Source organism: Paenibacillus sp. A3M_27_13 (assembly GCF_024213315.1).
Taxonomy (GTDB): Bacteria; Bacillota; Bacilli; order Paenibacillales; family Paenibacillaceae; genus Paenibacillus; species Paenibacillus polymyxa_B.
On record NZ_JANAVE010000001.1, the window covers coordinates 803,587 to 821,573 of the forward strand.

1 protein-coding gene (running past one end of the window) is annotated in these 17,987 nt (G+C 49.7%); it reads right to left on the minus strand.

Going from position 1 to position 17,987, the window contains the following annotated elements; all coding sequences use genetic code 11:
• Nucleotides 1-17,987, minus strand: partial view of an SDR family NAD(P)-dependent oxidoreductase gene (locus NLX82_RS03630; protein WP_254347493.1) — the 3' portion only. The gene runs 1,702 nt beyond the window's last position; only the last 17,987 of its 19,689 coding nucleotides appear in the window; its start codon lies beyond the right edge, outside the window — the gene reads right to left on this strand; it ends in the stop codon at nucleotides 1-3.

The window sequence follows — 17,987 nt, forward strand, 5'->3', positions numbered from 1 at the left end:
CTACGAGTGTAATTGGTTGAATAACTGGTCGGCCTGTTCAAAATCTAACTCACCCTGCAGTACTTTCTGTAACAAGACTTGCATGGGCTGCTTAGGCTTCGGCTCTGTAGGATCCTGATTTGTATCTCCCGCCGACTTGTTCAATTCCTTTGCCAAAAATTTGGAGAATTCTTTAATGTTAGGATAGTCGTACACTCTGGTTGCCGGAATAGCTGTTCCAAAGCGTTTATTCACAGCCTGCACCCACTCTACACCTATAATGGAGTCCAGTCCCATATCAATAAATTGATCATCCCGGCCAATATCCATTTCATTCATACTCAAGGATTTCGCAAGACTTTCTACCAGTTCCTTCTCCAATGTTTCTATCCGTACAGCCGTTGGCGCATATGTCGACCGCTTTGCCTCATCCCTGGCAACAATGGGCGGCGGCGAAGAAGGCTTGGCCTCAGGTTGCGGCGGGGCAGGCTTGGATTCTGCCAGCACAGCTGACTTTTCTGGCTTATCTGCTACCATCTGGATGTTGGAAACGGAGCTTAGCAAAATGCCCTGCGGTTTTTCAGGTACTTTCGCCAAAGCCTGTCTCTGCACATTATCGTTGCTATGGTTAACTGCAGGAGGGCTGGAAACGAACTCTTGTACCGACACATCGACTACAGGAGTTTCCGCCTCGACGTCCCGGGATTCGCCCCCACGCGCGAAGATCCAATAGCTCTCCTTGGCAAATGGATAAGTTGGCAGACTAATCCGACGAGGGCTGGTATTCTCATAAAGTCTAGTCCAATCGAAGAGTAGCCCCTTCACCCAAAGCTCCGCCAGCTTTGTATACTTCCCCTTGCTTATCCAACTATCCACCATTTTTGCCATGTCTTCGTCTGCCTCAAGAACAGCTAGGATGTCTTTATTCTTCTTTGCCTGACCCAAATACAGCCCGTCAATATCCTCATTCCCCGCTAAAAAACTCTCCAGCTTTTCTGTAAGCTCACGGGTAGACTTAACTATGACTGCTAACCGTTCTTCCATGGCTTCCCGTCCCACCTGCAGAGTAAATGCTATATCCTCCAGGCTGGTTTGCGAGTATTCCGGCTCTTTGAGTTCAGCAAGCAGTCTTTGCACCTGTTCATCCAGTCGATCTTTATTCCTCGCCGACAGCACGATCATTGCCGGATTTTGCAGTGGAATGGTAACTTGTCTAGTCTCCTGCTCCTCAGGGATATATTCCTCAATGAGCACATGTGCGTTGGAGCCTCCGGCGCCAAAGGAGGAAATACCTGCGATTCTTGGGTATTCAACTGTCTTCCCATTCATTGTGACGACGGGTCTTTTCCACTCTCCCAGCTCCTGCTGAACTATAAAAGGACTATCGCTAAAATCGATATTCGGGTTTAGTGTTTTTGAATGCAATGAAGGCACGATTTGTCCGTATTTGAGCTGAAGGAGCACCTTTGTAACTCCGGCGATCCCTGCCGCGCTCTCACAATGCCCAATATTTGATTTTGCCGATCCGATTGCGCAAAATTGCTTATCCTCCGTATATTCCTGGAAAACTTTTTGCAATCCGGCGATTTCAATGGGGTCACCTAAGGATGTCCCGGTGCCATGCGCTTCGATGTAACTAATGGTTCTGGGGTTAATTCCTGCTTTCTTAAAGGCCCTTCCAATTACACTGGCCTGCGCATTGGGATTAGGAACTGAGAATCCGTTTGTCTTCCCTCCATGATTCACCGAGGTCCCCTTTACGACCCCATATATATGGTCGCCATCTGCAATAGCTTTGGACAGTGGTTTGAGCAGTACGGCTCCTACGCCTTCTCCTGGCACATATCCATCTCCGCCTTGTCCAAAGCTTTCGCACCGTCCTTTACTCGATACAAACCTGCCTTGCCCAAGCATCAGGTATTTGTTCGGATGAATGGATACATTGACGCCGCCAGCAATGGCAAGCTCACACTCGCCTTGTCGCAAGCTTTGGCAGGCCAGATGAATGGTCGTCAATGAAGAAGAACACATGGTGTCCACAGCCATGCTCGGACCGTGGAAGTTACAGAAATAAGATACCCGATTTGCGATGGAAGCCGGATTGCCAGGAACGGCAATCATTCTGCCCCTAGCTTGTTCCTGTGCCCCATAAAGCTGGTATTCTTCATACATGACCCCGACAAAAACACCCACATTCCTATCCTGCCCAAGGCCCCGCTCTAGTCCAAGCGCTTCCCGGGTATAGCCTGCATCCTCTATCGTTTCATAGACGCATTTCAGGAATAGACGCTCCTGAGGATCGATTATCTGTGCTTCTCTAGGAGAGATATTGAAAAACATGGGGTCAAACTGATCCACACCTTTGATAAAGCCTCCCCACTTGCTGTAAGCTTTTCCGGACTGGTTCCTGTCCTCGTCAAAGTGCATGCTGTGATCCCAGCGATCTTTGGGAATTTCCGTAATGCAATCCTTCCCATCGCGCAGATTGTTCCAGAATTCCCGTATGTTTTCTGCATCGGGATACATGCCCGACAAACCGATAATGGCAATTTCCTCTGATTCGCCTGCTCTTTTCGGTTGCGGTTGGAAACTTGCCTGAACTGGCATGAAACGCGATTGCTTCCGACTATCAGAAAGTGACCTTCCCGGGTCGTTTTCCATCGTAGAAGGCTTGAATTCTTTCGCAGGGTTGACCTCTGTCTCGATTCCAAGCAATTTAATCAGCTGCTTCTGGTGGACTTTAAGGAAATATTGGGTCAATTCCCGGATATTCTGGTATTCAAAAAATAAAGTTTTGGGCAGTGTTCCAAACGTTTTCTCCAACTCACGGGTTAGCTGTTTAATCATAATGGAATCAATGCCGTACTTCTCCATAGGGGCATCGGTTTCAATCTGCCTTGCCGGCAGCCTGATGGATGTAGCGAGCAATTGCTTTAAATAATTTGCCGCTTTTTCGGCAAGCAGGTCTTGTCCGATGACCGAACCCATCTCGCTTTCCCTTATCATAGAGGAGGCATCTCCAGCCTGATTCAGGGACGGTTGCTGCAGGAGCGTTTCTCTTAGCTGACTGGCATGCCCTTCCAACACCATGACTTGATTCTTTTCGGAAGCCAGGCTCTGATACAAAGCCCGAATTCCTGCACCAGTCTCCATTGCAAACATCCCCATCCCTTCCATGATCTTTTCTGTTTCCCCATCAATACGCATTCCGCCTTCTTTCCAGAGTGGCCAATTGACTGAAATCGTCCGCCCCTGGCGTTGTTCTCGCTCTACCAGCGTATTACGGTACTTGGCATAGGCGTCCATAAAGGCATTGGCAGCAGCATAGTCAGCCTGCCCTATATTCCCGAGGCTCCCTGCAACGGATGAAAAAAGGATGAAGAAGTCCAGCGGGATTTCCTTGCAAGCCTGATCCAGATTCACCAATCCCGTAACCTTTGGTGCCAAAACGTTTTGCAATTCCTCCCGTGTTTTTTTAATAATGAAATTATCGCTAACCATTCCTGCGCTGTGCACAATTCCGTCCAGCTTCCCAAACTCTTCCTGAATATCCCGAATCAAAACTTCAACGGCCCTTTTATCGGCGACATCGGCTTGTCGGAATACTACTCTTGCACCTAAAGCCTCTATCTCCTCAATCCTTGCTTTGGTGTCACCACGAAGCGGGGAGCGTCCGACAAGAATTAAAGCGGTATCCCTGGCCTGTCGTGTAATTTCTTCGGCAAAAATCAAACCGAGACTTCCGGTTCCGCCGGTAATTAAATATACTCCCCTGTCTTTCCACGGAATGCTGATCGCTTCCCCGGAGGCTTTAATTTCCGTCCATACGGCAACATGCCGTCTACCTGATTGATAGCGGATATGTGGTTCTATAGAACCGCGACTGTTTTCTTGCAGGATATTTATCAGACCTGCTGGATCCTGCTCCACATCCATTTCTATCAATTGGCCAACCAGTACTGGATTCTCCAGCCATGCTGTTTTTAAGAGTCCGGAAAGTCCCGAGAATACCTGTTGGTGATCCTGCACCGGAACGACAAGCTGAACCAATGTTTTGCCTTTGGATTCCGTTTTAAGAATATGTTGAATTGCCTCAAACACCTGTGTCGCATAAGTCCTAAACCGTGCATCAATGCTCTTCTCTTCGGATTGGAGAATGAGGCACTGCACCCCGTTCATTTGCGATTCAATAATTTCCCCGGAAATATATCCCGGTTCGCATAAAATTACCAGATGCTGTTGATAGTCAGGTGCTGTTCCTTCCAGAGCAATCGCTTGTTCTTCCCACACAGGCTCAAGCATCAAAGTCTCCGGTGCAGTCCATTCCTCTGGTGCCCCTGTCCCTCTTTCAGCAACTCGTGATAAAAATCCCTTCATCCTCACACAAACATTCCCCTGCTCGTCACACAAATCGATATCTAACTTTTGCAGCGGGCCATCCTGCCTGCTGTCTTCACTATTACGAATCCAGGCCCACATCTCTGATGTGCATCTGTTAAATACCTCTAACTCTTCCAATGCAAATGGTAAAGCTGGCTTAATGGAAGCTTTGCGATCACCTGCACTCATAATCAAGCCTATCGTCGCCTGAAGAGCGGAGTCCATCAAACTGGGGTGCATCACATAATGCTCCATCGTATGGTAAACGGAAGAAGGCAAGGACAACTTGGCAAGCGCTTGACCCACTCCGACATATATTTTCTCAATTCCCTGATGTCCCGGCCCATAGGAAATCTGCATCGCCGCAAACGCCTCATAGCACTGACGGGATGAAACGGAGCCCAGACTGCACTGCTCCAGCAAGGTTTTAATATCTATAGCAGGGACCTCTGCCACCGGAACAATTACTGCCCTGCCTTCACTTTGCACCACCAGCTCGGTGTCCGTTGCTCCAGACTTGCTGTAAATTTCATAGGCGATCTCCCCGCCATCTTGCGGATAGAGCCCAATACTGACATCAACCGACTCCTCCCCAACCACAACTGGACGGATCCAATCCACATCTTTTAACCGGATGGACGTCCACTTATCTTCTGGAGATCCTGCAACCTGCTCTACTGCCGCCCGCGCCATTTCAAGGTAGGCCACTCCAGGCAAGAGCTTCTGCCCCCTTATCACATGGTCAGACAGGAAAAATTCCTTCCCCGTAAAAATGGAGCTGAACTGCAGTCCATAAATATCGGACGTATTACGCTGAAGTAAGGGATGAATGCCGACTGCTGTCTCCCGTTCCAACACAACACCGCTTGCTCCCGTCCGTTTATTGATATCGGTTATACAATATCGTTCTTTGGCAAAGGGATAGGTTGGCAGACTGATACGGTTTGGTTTAGCCTCTCCGTACAACAGGGCCCAGTCAATTGCGACTCCTTTTACCCAAAGGTCTGCGATTTTTCCATAGCTGCCTTCGCTAACCAAAACATCAATCGTCGTGCCTGCACCCTCTCCGTCTTCACGAGCTCTAATTTCTTCTTTATGGCGTTTGGCGTGTCCCACGTGTAAGCCGTGGATACCATCCCGGCCTTCCACAAATCCTTTCAATTTCTCTTCAAGCTCCCGGAGAGAGCCTACAACGAAAGCCAAACGTTCTTCCATTGCTTCGCGCCCCACCTGAAGGGTATACGCTATATCTACCAGACTGCTGTCTGTGAACGGATGCTCCCCGATTGCAGCAAGTAATAGCTGCGCCTGCTCTAGCAGTTGTCCTTCACTCTTGGCTGACAGCACCACAATAGCCGATTTTGGGGTGGTAAGGGTAATAGAATTCTGCGCCTGCTTTCCAGGAATGTATTCTTCGATTATCAAATGGGCATTGGCACCCCCGAATCCAAAGGAGCTAACACCCGCTCTTCGAGGAATATTTTTCCCTTGAGTATCCCGCTGTGGCTTCCACTCCCGCGCCTCCTGAACGATATAGAACGGACTACCTTCAACTTTTATATAGGGATTAATTGCCTCGCAATGAAGGCTTTTGACCAGCTTTTTATGCTTTAACTGAAGCAGTACTTTTATGACACCCGCGATTCCAGAAGCCAGTTCCAGATGTCCGATATTGGTCTTCACCGAGCCCAATCCGCAATGGGATTCTGTGATCCCGGGTCCCTCTGTATTCTCATAAAGCTCTTTGAAAGCTGCTTTCAGTCCGTTAATTTCAATCGGATCGCCCAGCTCGGTGCCTGTCCCGTGGGCCTCAATGTAAGAGACAGTCCTTGGATCGATTCCGGCCTTTGTATATGCATTTACCAACACATCCGCCTGAGCCCTCGGATTAGGAGCTGTCAGGGAATTGGCCCGGCCTCCGTGATTGACGGCAGTACCCCGAATTACACCATAAATATGGTCTCCGTCCTTCTCTGCATCCTTCAGCTTTTTCAGGAAAAGCATGCCGGCCCCTTCACCACGCACGTAGCCATTGGCCTTATCGGAGAAGGTTTTGCACCGACCGTCCTCACACAGCATTCCTGCTTTGTTGAAGCTGATATGGAGTTCAGGCGTGATAATCACATTGACACCGCCTGCAATCGCCATCTCGCAGCTTCCATCCTCTATGGCTCTAACGGCTCGGTGAATGGCCACCAGCGAACTGGAGCAAGCCGTTTCGATAGGCTCACTCGGACCATGAATATTAAGGAAATAGCTCATTCGATTGGGCCCAACAGACGGTGCCATACCGCTGGAGGAATACGCCTCGACACCCACATTTCCCTGATAGATCATACCGCTGTAGCCGCTGTTCGCGGTACCTACAAAGATTCCTGTGCGGGTTCCCGACAGACTCCCTGCCTGAATGCCTGCATCTTCAATCGCCTTCCAGATATAGGTCATCAACAGACGCTGCTGCGGGTCCATGAGTGCGGCTTCCCGTGGTGAAATTCCAAAGAATAACGGGTCAAACTCATAGATCCCCTCAATAAACCCGCCCCACTTGATGTTTGTTTTATTGGCCTCCTGCTCAGGGTCACCGTAATACGTCTTCCAATCCCAGCGATCTTCAGGGATTTCAGTGATACAGTCCCTGCCTTCCTCAAGATTTTTCCAAAACTCATCCACATCCCGAGCCATGGGAAATACACCGCTCATTCCCACGATGGCAATAGGTTCAGGAACAGCCTGAGTCTGTTGCGGCATGGACAACACATTCCCGCCTGCAAACCGGAAACGCTGCCGTCTAACGTGGGTACTGTCTTCCCTATCATCCTCCACGGCCTGGACAGCAGGCTCAATCCGGGCATGCACGGCAAACTGCTCGCCAAGCACGGCATCATATTCGTCCACCAAATACCTGGTGAAGTCATGAATCGTTGTGTATTCAAAAAATATGTCCGGCGTCAGCTCAAGTCGGTATAAGTGATTGATGTTGTTGGTAAATTGTGTGAGTAGGATGGAATCGAAGCCATACTCACTCAGTTCTACATGTTCATCAATATCTTCAAGTTTGACTTTCAGCAATTTTGACACGGCCTGTATCATAGCGGCCTGTACCTTGTCCAGCAGATCCGGTACGGCATTGCTTTTAGGGGAAGCTTCTGAAATTCCTGTCACCTTTTCAGGCTGCCTAATCTCTGGAGTCGTGATTAAACCCATGCTTTTCTTCATTTTTGCGAGATTGCCTTCCATCACCATAACCTGATCAACGCCCGCGATCATGCCACGATACAAGGCCTGAACGCCGGAAGAGGTTGACATGCCGCTCATGCCTGTACGCTGCCTTACCAGCTTCTCCGTTTCCTCATCAATACGCATCCCACCCTCTTTCCATAGCGGCCAATTGATGGATAGCGTTTGACCCTGGCGCTGCTTAGATGCTATCAGAGTGTTCCGGTATCCGGCATAAGCATCCATAAACGCATTAGCTGCAGAATAGTCTGCCTGTCCCTGATTACCTAATCCTCCGGCTACAGACGAAAATAGAACAAAGAAGTCAAGCGGCAGATTCTTGCTTGCCTGATCCAGATTCACTGTCCCTATTACTTTGGGTGCGAGAACCTCCAGCATTTCCTCGCTATTTTTTTGGAGTATGCGGTTGTCACGAATGACTCCTGCACTGTGAATGATGCCATTGATGTTTCCGAATTCCTCCTGAATTTCCTGGATTAAATCGGTCACCGCCTGCTCCTGAGTCACATCGACCTGTCTGTATATTATTCGCGCCCCTAATGCCTCCATTTTCTTTATCTCAGCCCGTTTGCCCTCATCCAGCGCGGAACGCCCCGTTAAAATCAAGACGGCTTTATGGACTTTATCCGTAATCTCTTTGGCAAAAATGAGTCCCAATCCACCGGCACCGCCAGTAATCAGGTACACTCCGCCATCCTTCCACGGGTTACCCGCCGCTTCCTGAGAGATGTGAACTTCGTTCCAGCAGGAAACCCACCGTGTGCCTTTCTCGTACCGAATCTGGATATCCTCGAGGCTACGGCTGTTTTCTTTTAAAATGTCTATGATTGCTCCCCAGTCCTCATCCTGTCCCAGTTCTATTAACTGACCTACCAGTTTTGAATGCTCAAGCCGGGCCGTTTTTAAAAGACCGGAAAGTCCCGAGAAAAGCTGCTGCTCCTCCTGTCCGCTTATGGCAATCTGGATCAGCACCTTGCCATTGGGTTTTTCCCTGAAAATGCTTTGAATCTCTTCAACCACCTGGACGGCGTAATGCTGGAACTGTTCCGCGATTCCGTTTCGGTCGGGTTGCAGTACAATGCATTGCACGCCGTCCATCCGAGCTTCAACTTGTTCACGGGAAATCTCGGACGGCTGGCAGAGTAACACGACATGGCGATCATATACGGGCATTTCAGCCCCTAGAGCAATCCCTTGCTCTTTCCATACGGGTTCAAGCATCAAGTTACTGGAATTTGACTGAACATCCGAGGAAATCAAGTCCCTATTCAGAATTCTTGATGAATATCCTTTTATCCTGACACAGATGGCTCCAGTTTCGTCGCTCAGGTCAATATCCAGCTTCTGTGCCTTTTCCTCAGCTAGACCGTCTGCATTGTAGCGAATCAGCGCCCACATGATGGAGCTGCAATTTTTTATAATTTCAACTTCTTGAATGGCGTAAGGCAAAGAAGGTTTGATCTCGCCAGACCCCAGCGTCAAGCCTACGGTTGCCTGCAAGGCCGAATCTATCATACTTGGATGCAGGACAAATTTGCTTTGGTTGTCAGAAACGGAAGCCGGCAAGCATAACTTAGCCAGCACTTGACCCTCTCCCGCATACACCATCTCAATCCCTTGATGTCCAGGGCCATAATCCATTCCCATATCCCTGAAAACTCCATACAATTGTGTGGAGTCGAAGTTCCGACTGCATACATTCTGCAAGTCTTTAATATTCAGTGTTGGGACCTCCACAGCCGATCTTCGTGTAGCACTGCCGTAGCTATATATCACAATCCCTGCATCAGCTTCTGCGCTCTCCCCATATATTTCATAGGAAATCTCTTGATGATCATCCAGGAAAAGTCCGATGTGTAGCTGTAGTGGCCCATCCTCTACGATAATAGGCCGTGCCCAAACCACGTTTTTAAGGCAAATTCCGGTTGGCCCGCCCTCATCATATCCTGTTGCCTGATCCACGGCCGCCCGGACCATTTCAAGACAAGCAGCCCCGGATAGAACCTTGCGTCCATTCACCACATGATCCTTCAGGAAAAACTCCTGGCCTGTAAAAGTCGAACTGAACCGCTGCTCCGAGAAATCGGAGGTGTTTAGATGCAGTAAAGGATGGAGCGAAGCAGCAGTGACAGAAGTCATGCCTTTGCCTGCCTTGCTGTCAAGCTCAGGCGCCCAGCAGCGTTCTCTCGCAAAAGGATAGGTCGGTAGACTGATCCGGTAAGGTTTGATGTCCCCATACAGCTTGTTCCAGTCAATAGTTAGCCCCTTTACCCACAACTCCGCTATTTTTTTCAGTTTTCTCTTCTTGATCCAGGTTTCAAGCAACGATTTGGCATCTTCATCCGCCTCAAACATCACAATCCCGTCTTTGCTCTTTTTCACCTGCGCCGTTAGGACGCCAGAAACCAGATCATGATTCGCAAATCCTTCGAGCGCTTTTAGCAATGCCTCTTTTGAATCTGCCACAAAAGCCAGCCGGTAATCCATCGGCTCGCGGCTCACTTGCAGCGTATACCCCATATCCGAGAGGTTAAGATTTTCCCGGGATGCAATAAAGCTCCTCATTCTTTCGGCATACGTTTTTAGTTGCTTTTCACCTTTAGCAGACAAAACGAAGAGAACGGGATTATGGATATCGGCGGCTGCTGGTGATGTCGCAGATGTTCCAGTCCCGGGACGATATTCTTCAATAATAAGATGGGCGTTCGTACCGCTAAATCCGAAAGAGCTCACAGCGGCGCGCCTTTTGTTCCCGCGGGAAGGTTCCCAGGCGTTCAATTCTGTATTGACATAAAAAGGAGAATTATCAAAATCAAAATGCTCATTCGGGTTCTTGAAATTCAGTGTCGGTACTAGTTTTCTATGCTTCATGCATAGCAACACCTTTTGCACGCTTGCTATGCCCGCTGCTGCAGAAGTATGCCCGATATTGCTTTTTACCGAACCTATGGCACAGTAGTTCTTCTGATCGGTTTTCTCTTTAAAGGCGGTTGATAAAGCTTCCAATTCAATAGGGTCGCCCAGCTTGGTTCCTGTCCCATGCATTTCAACATAGCTAATGCTTTCAGGCTCAATCTGATATTTGTTGTATATTTCCCGCTCCAGCTCAATTTGGCTGTTTGTGCTTGGAGCGGTAATCCCGTTGGTTTTTCCATCTTGATTGATTCCGGACCCAATAATAACTCCGTATATATGATCCCGATCAGCCTCAGCATCCTTCAGCCGCTTCAGAACCAGCGCCCCTACTCCTTCCCCCGGAACAAAGCCGTTGGCGCTATTGTCAAACGTTTTACACCGGCCATCTGGCGACAACATTCCGGATGCAGACATGCCTACATACGATTCAGGAGTCAGATATAGCGACACCCCGCCAACCAACGCCATTTCTATCTCTCCGTTAGATAACGCCTGGCATGCCAGATGGGTTGCCACCAGCGATGAGGAGCATGCCGTATCTACGGATATGGCCGGACCCTTCAGATTGAGGAAATAAGAGATACGAGCCGCTGCAATAGCGTTACTGTTCCCAGTAGTATTGGTGAACTGCGCTTGATGCTTGTACCGCAGCATACTATATTCATTATTTAAAATTCCAAGGTAAACCCCGCATTTTTTATTTCCCAATTGTGAGCCACTATAGCCTGCATCCTCAATTGCCTTATATGCTTCCTGCATAAAAATGCGCTGCTGGGGATCCATCCCTTCCGCCTCGGTAGGAGAAATATTGAAAAATAACGGATCAAAATATTCCATATCCTCTAAAACACCCAGCCACTTGCAATTGATTTTCCCCTCTTGCGCTGGACGAGGATCGTAATATTGGCTTACATCCCAACGGTCCTTCGGGATTTCAATAATGGAATTTTTGCCTAGAGCGAGATTATCCCAATATTGCTGCACATCTTCCGCACCAGGATATCTTCCCGAAATCCCGACAATTGCAATTACTTCTTTATTTTCCGAAGGCATAGGCGATGAATCCTCTGCTACCTTTACCAGGTGGAATGGCTCGGAATCCTCCTTAGGCGATAGCCTTGGGGAACATTGCAGCGTGTCAGGTCCCTTCGAATGGACTTTCGCAATAGGCTTATCCGTGTCCGGGACTGTGCTCAAGGACTGTTGATTGGAGCTTCCTCCACGCTTATTGATTTCTTGTGCCAAATATGCAGCGAATTGGCGAATGGTCGGATAGTCGTAGACCTTGGTCGCTGCTATAGATGTACCATATCGTTTATTAATGTTTCGAACCCACTCTACGCCTATAATGGAATCTAGTCCGGTATCTATAAAGTTTTTATCCGCCTCAATCTCGCTCCGTTCCATATACAAAGCCTCAGCCAGGCTCACCGTCAGTTCTTCCTGTAACAGCTCTGCAGAGGCGCTGCACTCAGCCATGCTGGCCTGCGCCTGCTTTTCAAACGAAATCGGCATCAAATTCACCTGAATGGAAGCCTCTGCCGATTTCTCCGGCTCTAATGCAACGGATGACGGTGAATACTCTGCTGGAGAATGATCCGAAATAGACTGGGCAGAGAATGGCGCAATTGATTTGCTCAACAATTCCTTCTCTACAAATTTGCTAAAATCCCGGATGGTTGGATAATCGTAGACTTTTGTCGCTGTTATGGCTGTATTGTAATGCTTATTAATGCTACGAACCCACTCTACGCCAATAATGGAATCCAATCCAAGATCAACAAAGTTTCTATCCGAATCGATATCGCTCCGATCTATATATAAAGCCTGCGCCAGGCTTGTTGTCAGCTCCTCCTGCAATATTTCCGCCGATATTGCAGAAGGAATAGACGACAGCGCTTCCGTCTTCTTCTCATCCTCAAATGTGTGCGATGTCTCCTCCAGTGAAGTTAACATGATCGTTGTCCCCTCCTGGTTGGTAGACTTGCTTAGGTGCGGCTGACGGTCCAACAAATTCGGTAAGGATATGGCGCTTGGTTTTTCAGAACTATTCAAAAAACCGGGTTGTATTAGGGCTGTTGGCTGCATCGCATGAGTCTGGACGGGAATTGCCTTTTCCTGAGCTTCCGTAACAGCTCTTTCTACAGAAGAGACTCTTTCTACAAATGGGCTCATAATATCCGTGATCCAGTACCGCTCCCTCGCAAAAGGATAGGCCGGCAGGCTGATTCGTCGCGGCTTGGCATCCCCATAAAGCATGTTCCAATCCATCGACAGTCCCTTGACCCAGAGATCAACAACCTTCGAATATTTTCTTTTCCCTATCCAGGCAGCGATCGTTTTGTCCATGTCTTCATCTTCTACCAGCGCCGTCAGCGCCTCCTTATTCCGTTTGACCTGGCCCCGGTACAACTCAGGGATTCCGTCCCGTCCTTCCAGGAATCCTTCCAGCTTGTCCACCAGCTCCTGCATAGACCCTGCAATCACTGCCAGGCGCTCTTCCATGGCTTCGCGTCCCACCTGGAGCGTGTATGCCACATCGGCCAGACTGCTTTCGCTTAGCTTTCCTTCCCGCATAACAGCTAGCAATCTCTCAGCCTGCTTTTTCAGTCGTTCTTCATTTTTGGCCGACAATACGATGATCGCAGGCTTTTGAGCCGTAACGCTCATCGGCACCTTCTCTTCTGCAATGTACTCTTCGATGATGACATGTGCATTGGAGCCTCCTGCTCCAAACGATGAAATCCCGGCAATCCTCGGATATTCCCGCGTCTCTCCATCGATCTCAACCACCGGCCGCTTCCATTCCCCCAGCTCCTGCTGGACGACGAACGGCGTCTGACCGAAATGGATATTCGGATTCAATTCTTGGGCATGCAGGCTGGGAACCAGCGTCTGGTTTTTCATCTGCAAGATGATTTTCCCAACCCCGGCGATGCCCGCTGCCGCCTCCAGATGTCCGATGTTGGACTTCACAGAGCCTATGGCGCAGAATCCCGTATCCGGCGTATCCTTCCTGAATGCCTGGGTCAGACCCGTCACTTCAATCGGGTCTCCCAGCTCCGTGCCTGTCCCGTGGGCTTCAATATAGCTGACCGTCCGCGCATGGACCCCCGCTCGCTCCAATGCCGCCCGAATCAGTTCCCCTTGGGCTGTCGGATTCGGCACCGTATAGCCGTTGGTCTTGCCTCCATGGTTGATGCTCGTCCCCCGAATCACCGCATGGATGAGGTCCCCATCAGCGATCGCCTTGGACAGCGGCTTTAATAGGACGACCCCCGCGCCTTCTCCAGGGACAAATCCATTGCCTCCTTTGCCGAAGCTCTTGCACTGCCCGTCTGCTGACAGCATGTGGTTGGCGCAAAGTCCGACATAGCTGAGCGGATGGAGATACAGATTTACTCCGCCTGCAATAGCCATTTCGCATTCTCCACGGTACAGATGCTCACAGGCTTCATGAATCGCGGTCAACGAGGACGAACACATCGTATCGATCGGCATGCTTGGCCCTTGCAAATTAAAGAGATACGAAATCCTGTTGGCCACTGAACTAAAGGATGTGTGAGGGTATATTTGCGTTCCTTTTCTCCATAAATCAAGTCCGTATAGATCAAAACCCGTTTTGGTAATTCCGGCAAATACGCCTACCCGGCGGTTATGCCGCAACGCAAGCTGTTCCCGGGTGTAGCCCGCGTCCTCCAGCGCTTCCCAGCAGGCTTCAATGAACAACCTTTCCTGCGGGTCCATACCGAGTGCTTCCCGTGGCGCAATATTGAAAAAGCGCGGATCGAAATCCGCAAATCCTTCGATAAAGCCCCCCCACTTGCTGTAGCTTTTTCCATTCGCCACCGCTTCCTGTGAATCAGGATGGAAGAACCCTTCCATCATCCAACGCTCACGCGGGATTTCGGTGACACAGTCCTTCCCTGCTTTTAGATTTTCCCAATATTCGTTCATGTCCCTGGACCAGGGATACTTTCCAGCCATCCCAATGATCGCTATTGGTTCACGCATTTCCGCAGGGGCAGACCCGGCCAAGCTTCGGACGGGCTTCGCTGCCGCTTTTGCTGCAGATGGCACGGCTTCTACTTCTACATACAGCGGTGCCGCAAGTGTTTCCTCCACAGGCTGTATGTCATGGTTCATCCCGGTCCACTGCATGCACTCCTGCGGGTATTCCGCTACAAAATATTCCGTCAAGGCGCGCAAGGTCTGGCACTCATAAAACAGCGTCTGGGACAGCTCTCCAAAGAAGCCCGCCAGCTTGGCATTGAGCTGGGTAATCATGATCGAGTCGATTCCATACCTCTCCAGCGGCTCATGGGCTTCGATGCTGCTGACGCTCAGCCGAGTCACCTCTCCCAATAGCACCTTGAGTCGATATAAGGTTTTATCGTAGAGCAAGTTCGAATCCAGCTTAGGCGCAGTTGCCTGGATAGCATGGACATCGGGCTGTGAAACGGCTTTTGCCAGGTAGGCCTCAATTTTCTCAGGTTCTCCTTCCATGACCATCACCTGCTTCTTGCCAGAGGCCAAACTTTGGTACAACGCCCTCATTCCCGACCAGGTCTGCATGGCTGTAATACCCATGTTTTGCGTCATGATCTGTTCCGTGTCCGCATCGATCCGCATTCCGCCCTCTTTCCATAGCGGCCAGCGGATGGATAACGTCTGTCCCCGCCGTTGCTTGGCCCCTACCAGGGCATTCCGGTATTCGGCGTATGCGTCCATAAAGGCATTGGCGGTCGAATAGTCAGCCTGTCCCGGATTGCCTAGGCTGCCCGATATGGAAGAAAAGAGCACAAAGAAGTCCAGGTTCTGGCCACTGCTTGCCTCATCCAGATGGACCAGTCCGCTTACCTTCGGTCCCAGCACCTCCATAAATTCTTCACTAGTTTTTTTAATGATAAAATTATCGTGAATCACCCCTGCGCAGTGGATGATCCCATGGACACGTCCAAATTCCTGCTGAATGCTGTCCAATAAATCGATAACGGTGTTTCTATGGGTGATATCGGCTTGCCTGTACACCACGCTGGCGCCTGAAGACTCCAGCTCCTGTAGCCTCGTCTGCTTGTCTCGGTCCAGCGGCGACCGGCCCGTCAAAATGAAGGTCGCTGCTTGCGTCTGCCGGGAAATCTCTTCTGCAATCAGTAGCCCCAGACTGCCGGAGCCGCCGGTGATCAGATAGACCCCACCGTCTCTCCATGGAAGCCCCTCTTCTTGCCCAGATGTTTCAAGCCTGCTCCAGCAAGCGATTGTCCGTTGTCCGTTCTCATAGCGAATCCAGCCATCCATCGGGCTACGGCTGTTATCCTCCAGCTTCGCCAGGATGCCTTCCGCCTGTTCTCCCTGTTCCACTTCGATCAGCTGCCCGATGAATTTCGGGTTTTCCAGCCGGGCTGTCTTCAACAGTCCCGAAAGTCCCGAAAAGAGCCGTCCTTCCCCGGCGTTCCGCACCACAATTTGGACCAGCACCCTCCCCTCAGGCTTGTCTTTGAGTATGCTTTGAATGCTCTCAAAGGCCTGAATAGCATAGGCCTGGAACCGTTCATCAATCCGGCTCTTCCCGGATCGAAAGGCAAGCACCTGCACAGCTCCGTTCAAACTCGCTTCAAGTCGCTCGTGCAAAGCTTCGTCTGGTTCACAAAGCAAGACCATTCGCCGATCATAGGCAGGGACTTCGGCTTCCAGCGGTACATCCTGATTTTTCCATGTAGGCTCAAATAGCAGTGTACGACTACTCGTAACGGCAGGCGCTTCCGCAGCTCTGGCGACCGTTAATTTTGGTTCACGCTCTGCCGCTCTGCCGCCTGTAATTTCGTCCTCACTCCTAGGCGCCCAATACTGCTCTTTTGCAAAAGGATAAGTTGGCAACGGAATCCTAGAGTACTGTTCATTTGAAAACAAGCACTCAAAGTCTAACGAATATCCCTGAACATACAGATCTGCAATCGTAGTCAAAAGCTCCAAATACTCGCGGGTATCGCTTGCGTTTTGACAATTGTAAATACATTCATCCCCGTATCTTTTCAAAGATGTTTGTATGCGTTGATCTTTTTCGTGCAGTTCAGAATGATAAACTTGAGAAGCACTGCCTTTTTCCAGCCACTTTTTAAGGGACATGGCAAGCTCGCCTTGATTACGGGCAACACAGGCAAGACGATGATTACAGTGCTTTCTCCCAAGCAATAATGTATAACTCATATTACCGCAATCCGCCTTAGGCTCCTGTTCGCAATAGGCAAGCAGTTGCTCTACCTGCTGGCGCAATTGTTTTGAAGTCCGTGCCGACAACGGAATGAAATAACCTGGCTTTTCGGAATGTCTCCGTTCCGTCTGTGGAGCCTCTTCTATGACCATATGAGCATTCGTACCGCTGGCACCAAAAGAGCTGACCGCTGCACAGCGTCTGACTCCAGGCTCAACTTCCCAGTCCTGCAGATACGTATTGACATAAAAAGGACTATCCGCAAACTGAATGTTTGAATTGCCCGACCGGAAATTAAGTGTAGGAGGAATTTGCTTATTCTTTAATGACAATAACAGTTTGATCATTCCCGTAATTCCTGCCGCAATTTGCGTATGGCCAATATTCGTCTTAATGGACCCTATGGCGCAATATTCCTTCTTGTCGGTATACTTTCTAAAGGTTCGAGTCAGTGCCTGATATTCAATGGGATCTCCCAATTTGGTGCCAGTTCCATGTGCTTCCACCATCTGGATTTGCTCTGGGTGGATATGAAATGTATCGTATACATTTTGCTCGAGTCGCTCCTGAGATTTCTGGCTTGGCGCAGTAAGTCCATTCGTGGTGCCGTCCTGGTTGATCGCCGAGCCTGAAATCACTCCATAGATGTGGTCTCCATCAGCAACAGCTTCATGAAGTCGCTTGAGCACAATCGCGCCAAGCGCCTCTCCCGGAACCATTCCATCTGCCCTGTCATCAAAGGTATAGCAGCGTCCCGAGCGAGACAGCATCCCTGCCCTGTCACCATACAAATAGCAGCGAGGGGTCGTATGAATATAGACACCACCCGCTAAAGCCATATCCGTTTCTCCGGTCCATAAGCTTTGGCAAGCCAGATGAACTGCAACTAACGAACTGGAACAAGCTGTATCTACAGCTATTGCTGGTCCGTGAAGATTCAAGTAGTAGGATATTCTAGCGGGAATCACGGAACCCATATGACCCCAAAGCGCTTGTGGAGGCAGGTCTTCACCCAGCAATTGTTGGTAATCTCCCTCGGCACAACCCACATACACTCCACAGCGGCGACCCTCCATCCCTGTACCTGCATAGCCAGCATCCTCCAGAGCATGCCACGCTTCCTCCAGAAACAATCGCTGCTGCGGATCCATATAGGTCGCTTCCAGTCCCGAGATATTGAAAAAAAGCGGATCAAACTTATCAATATCCCCCAAAAAACTGCCGTGATTGCAATAGCTTGCATGTTTTTCCTGGTATTTCGAAA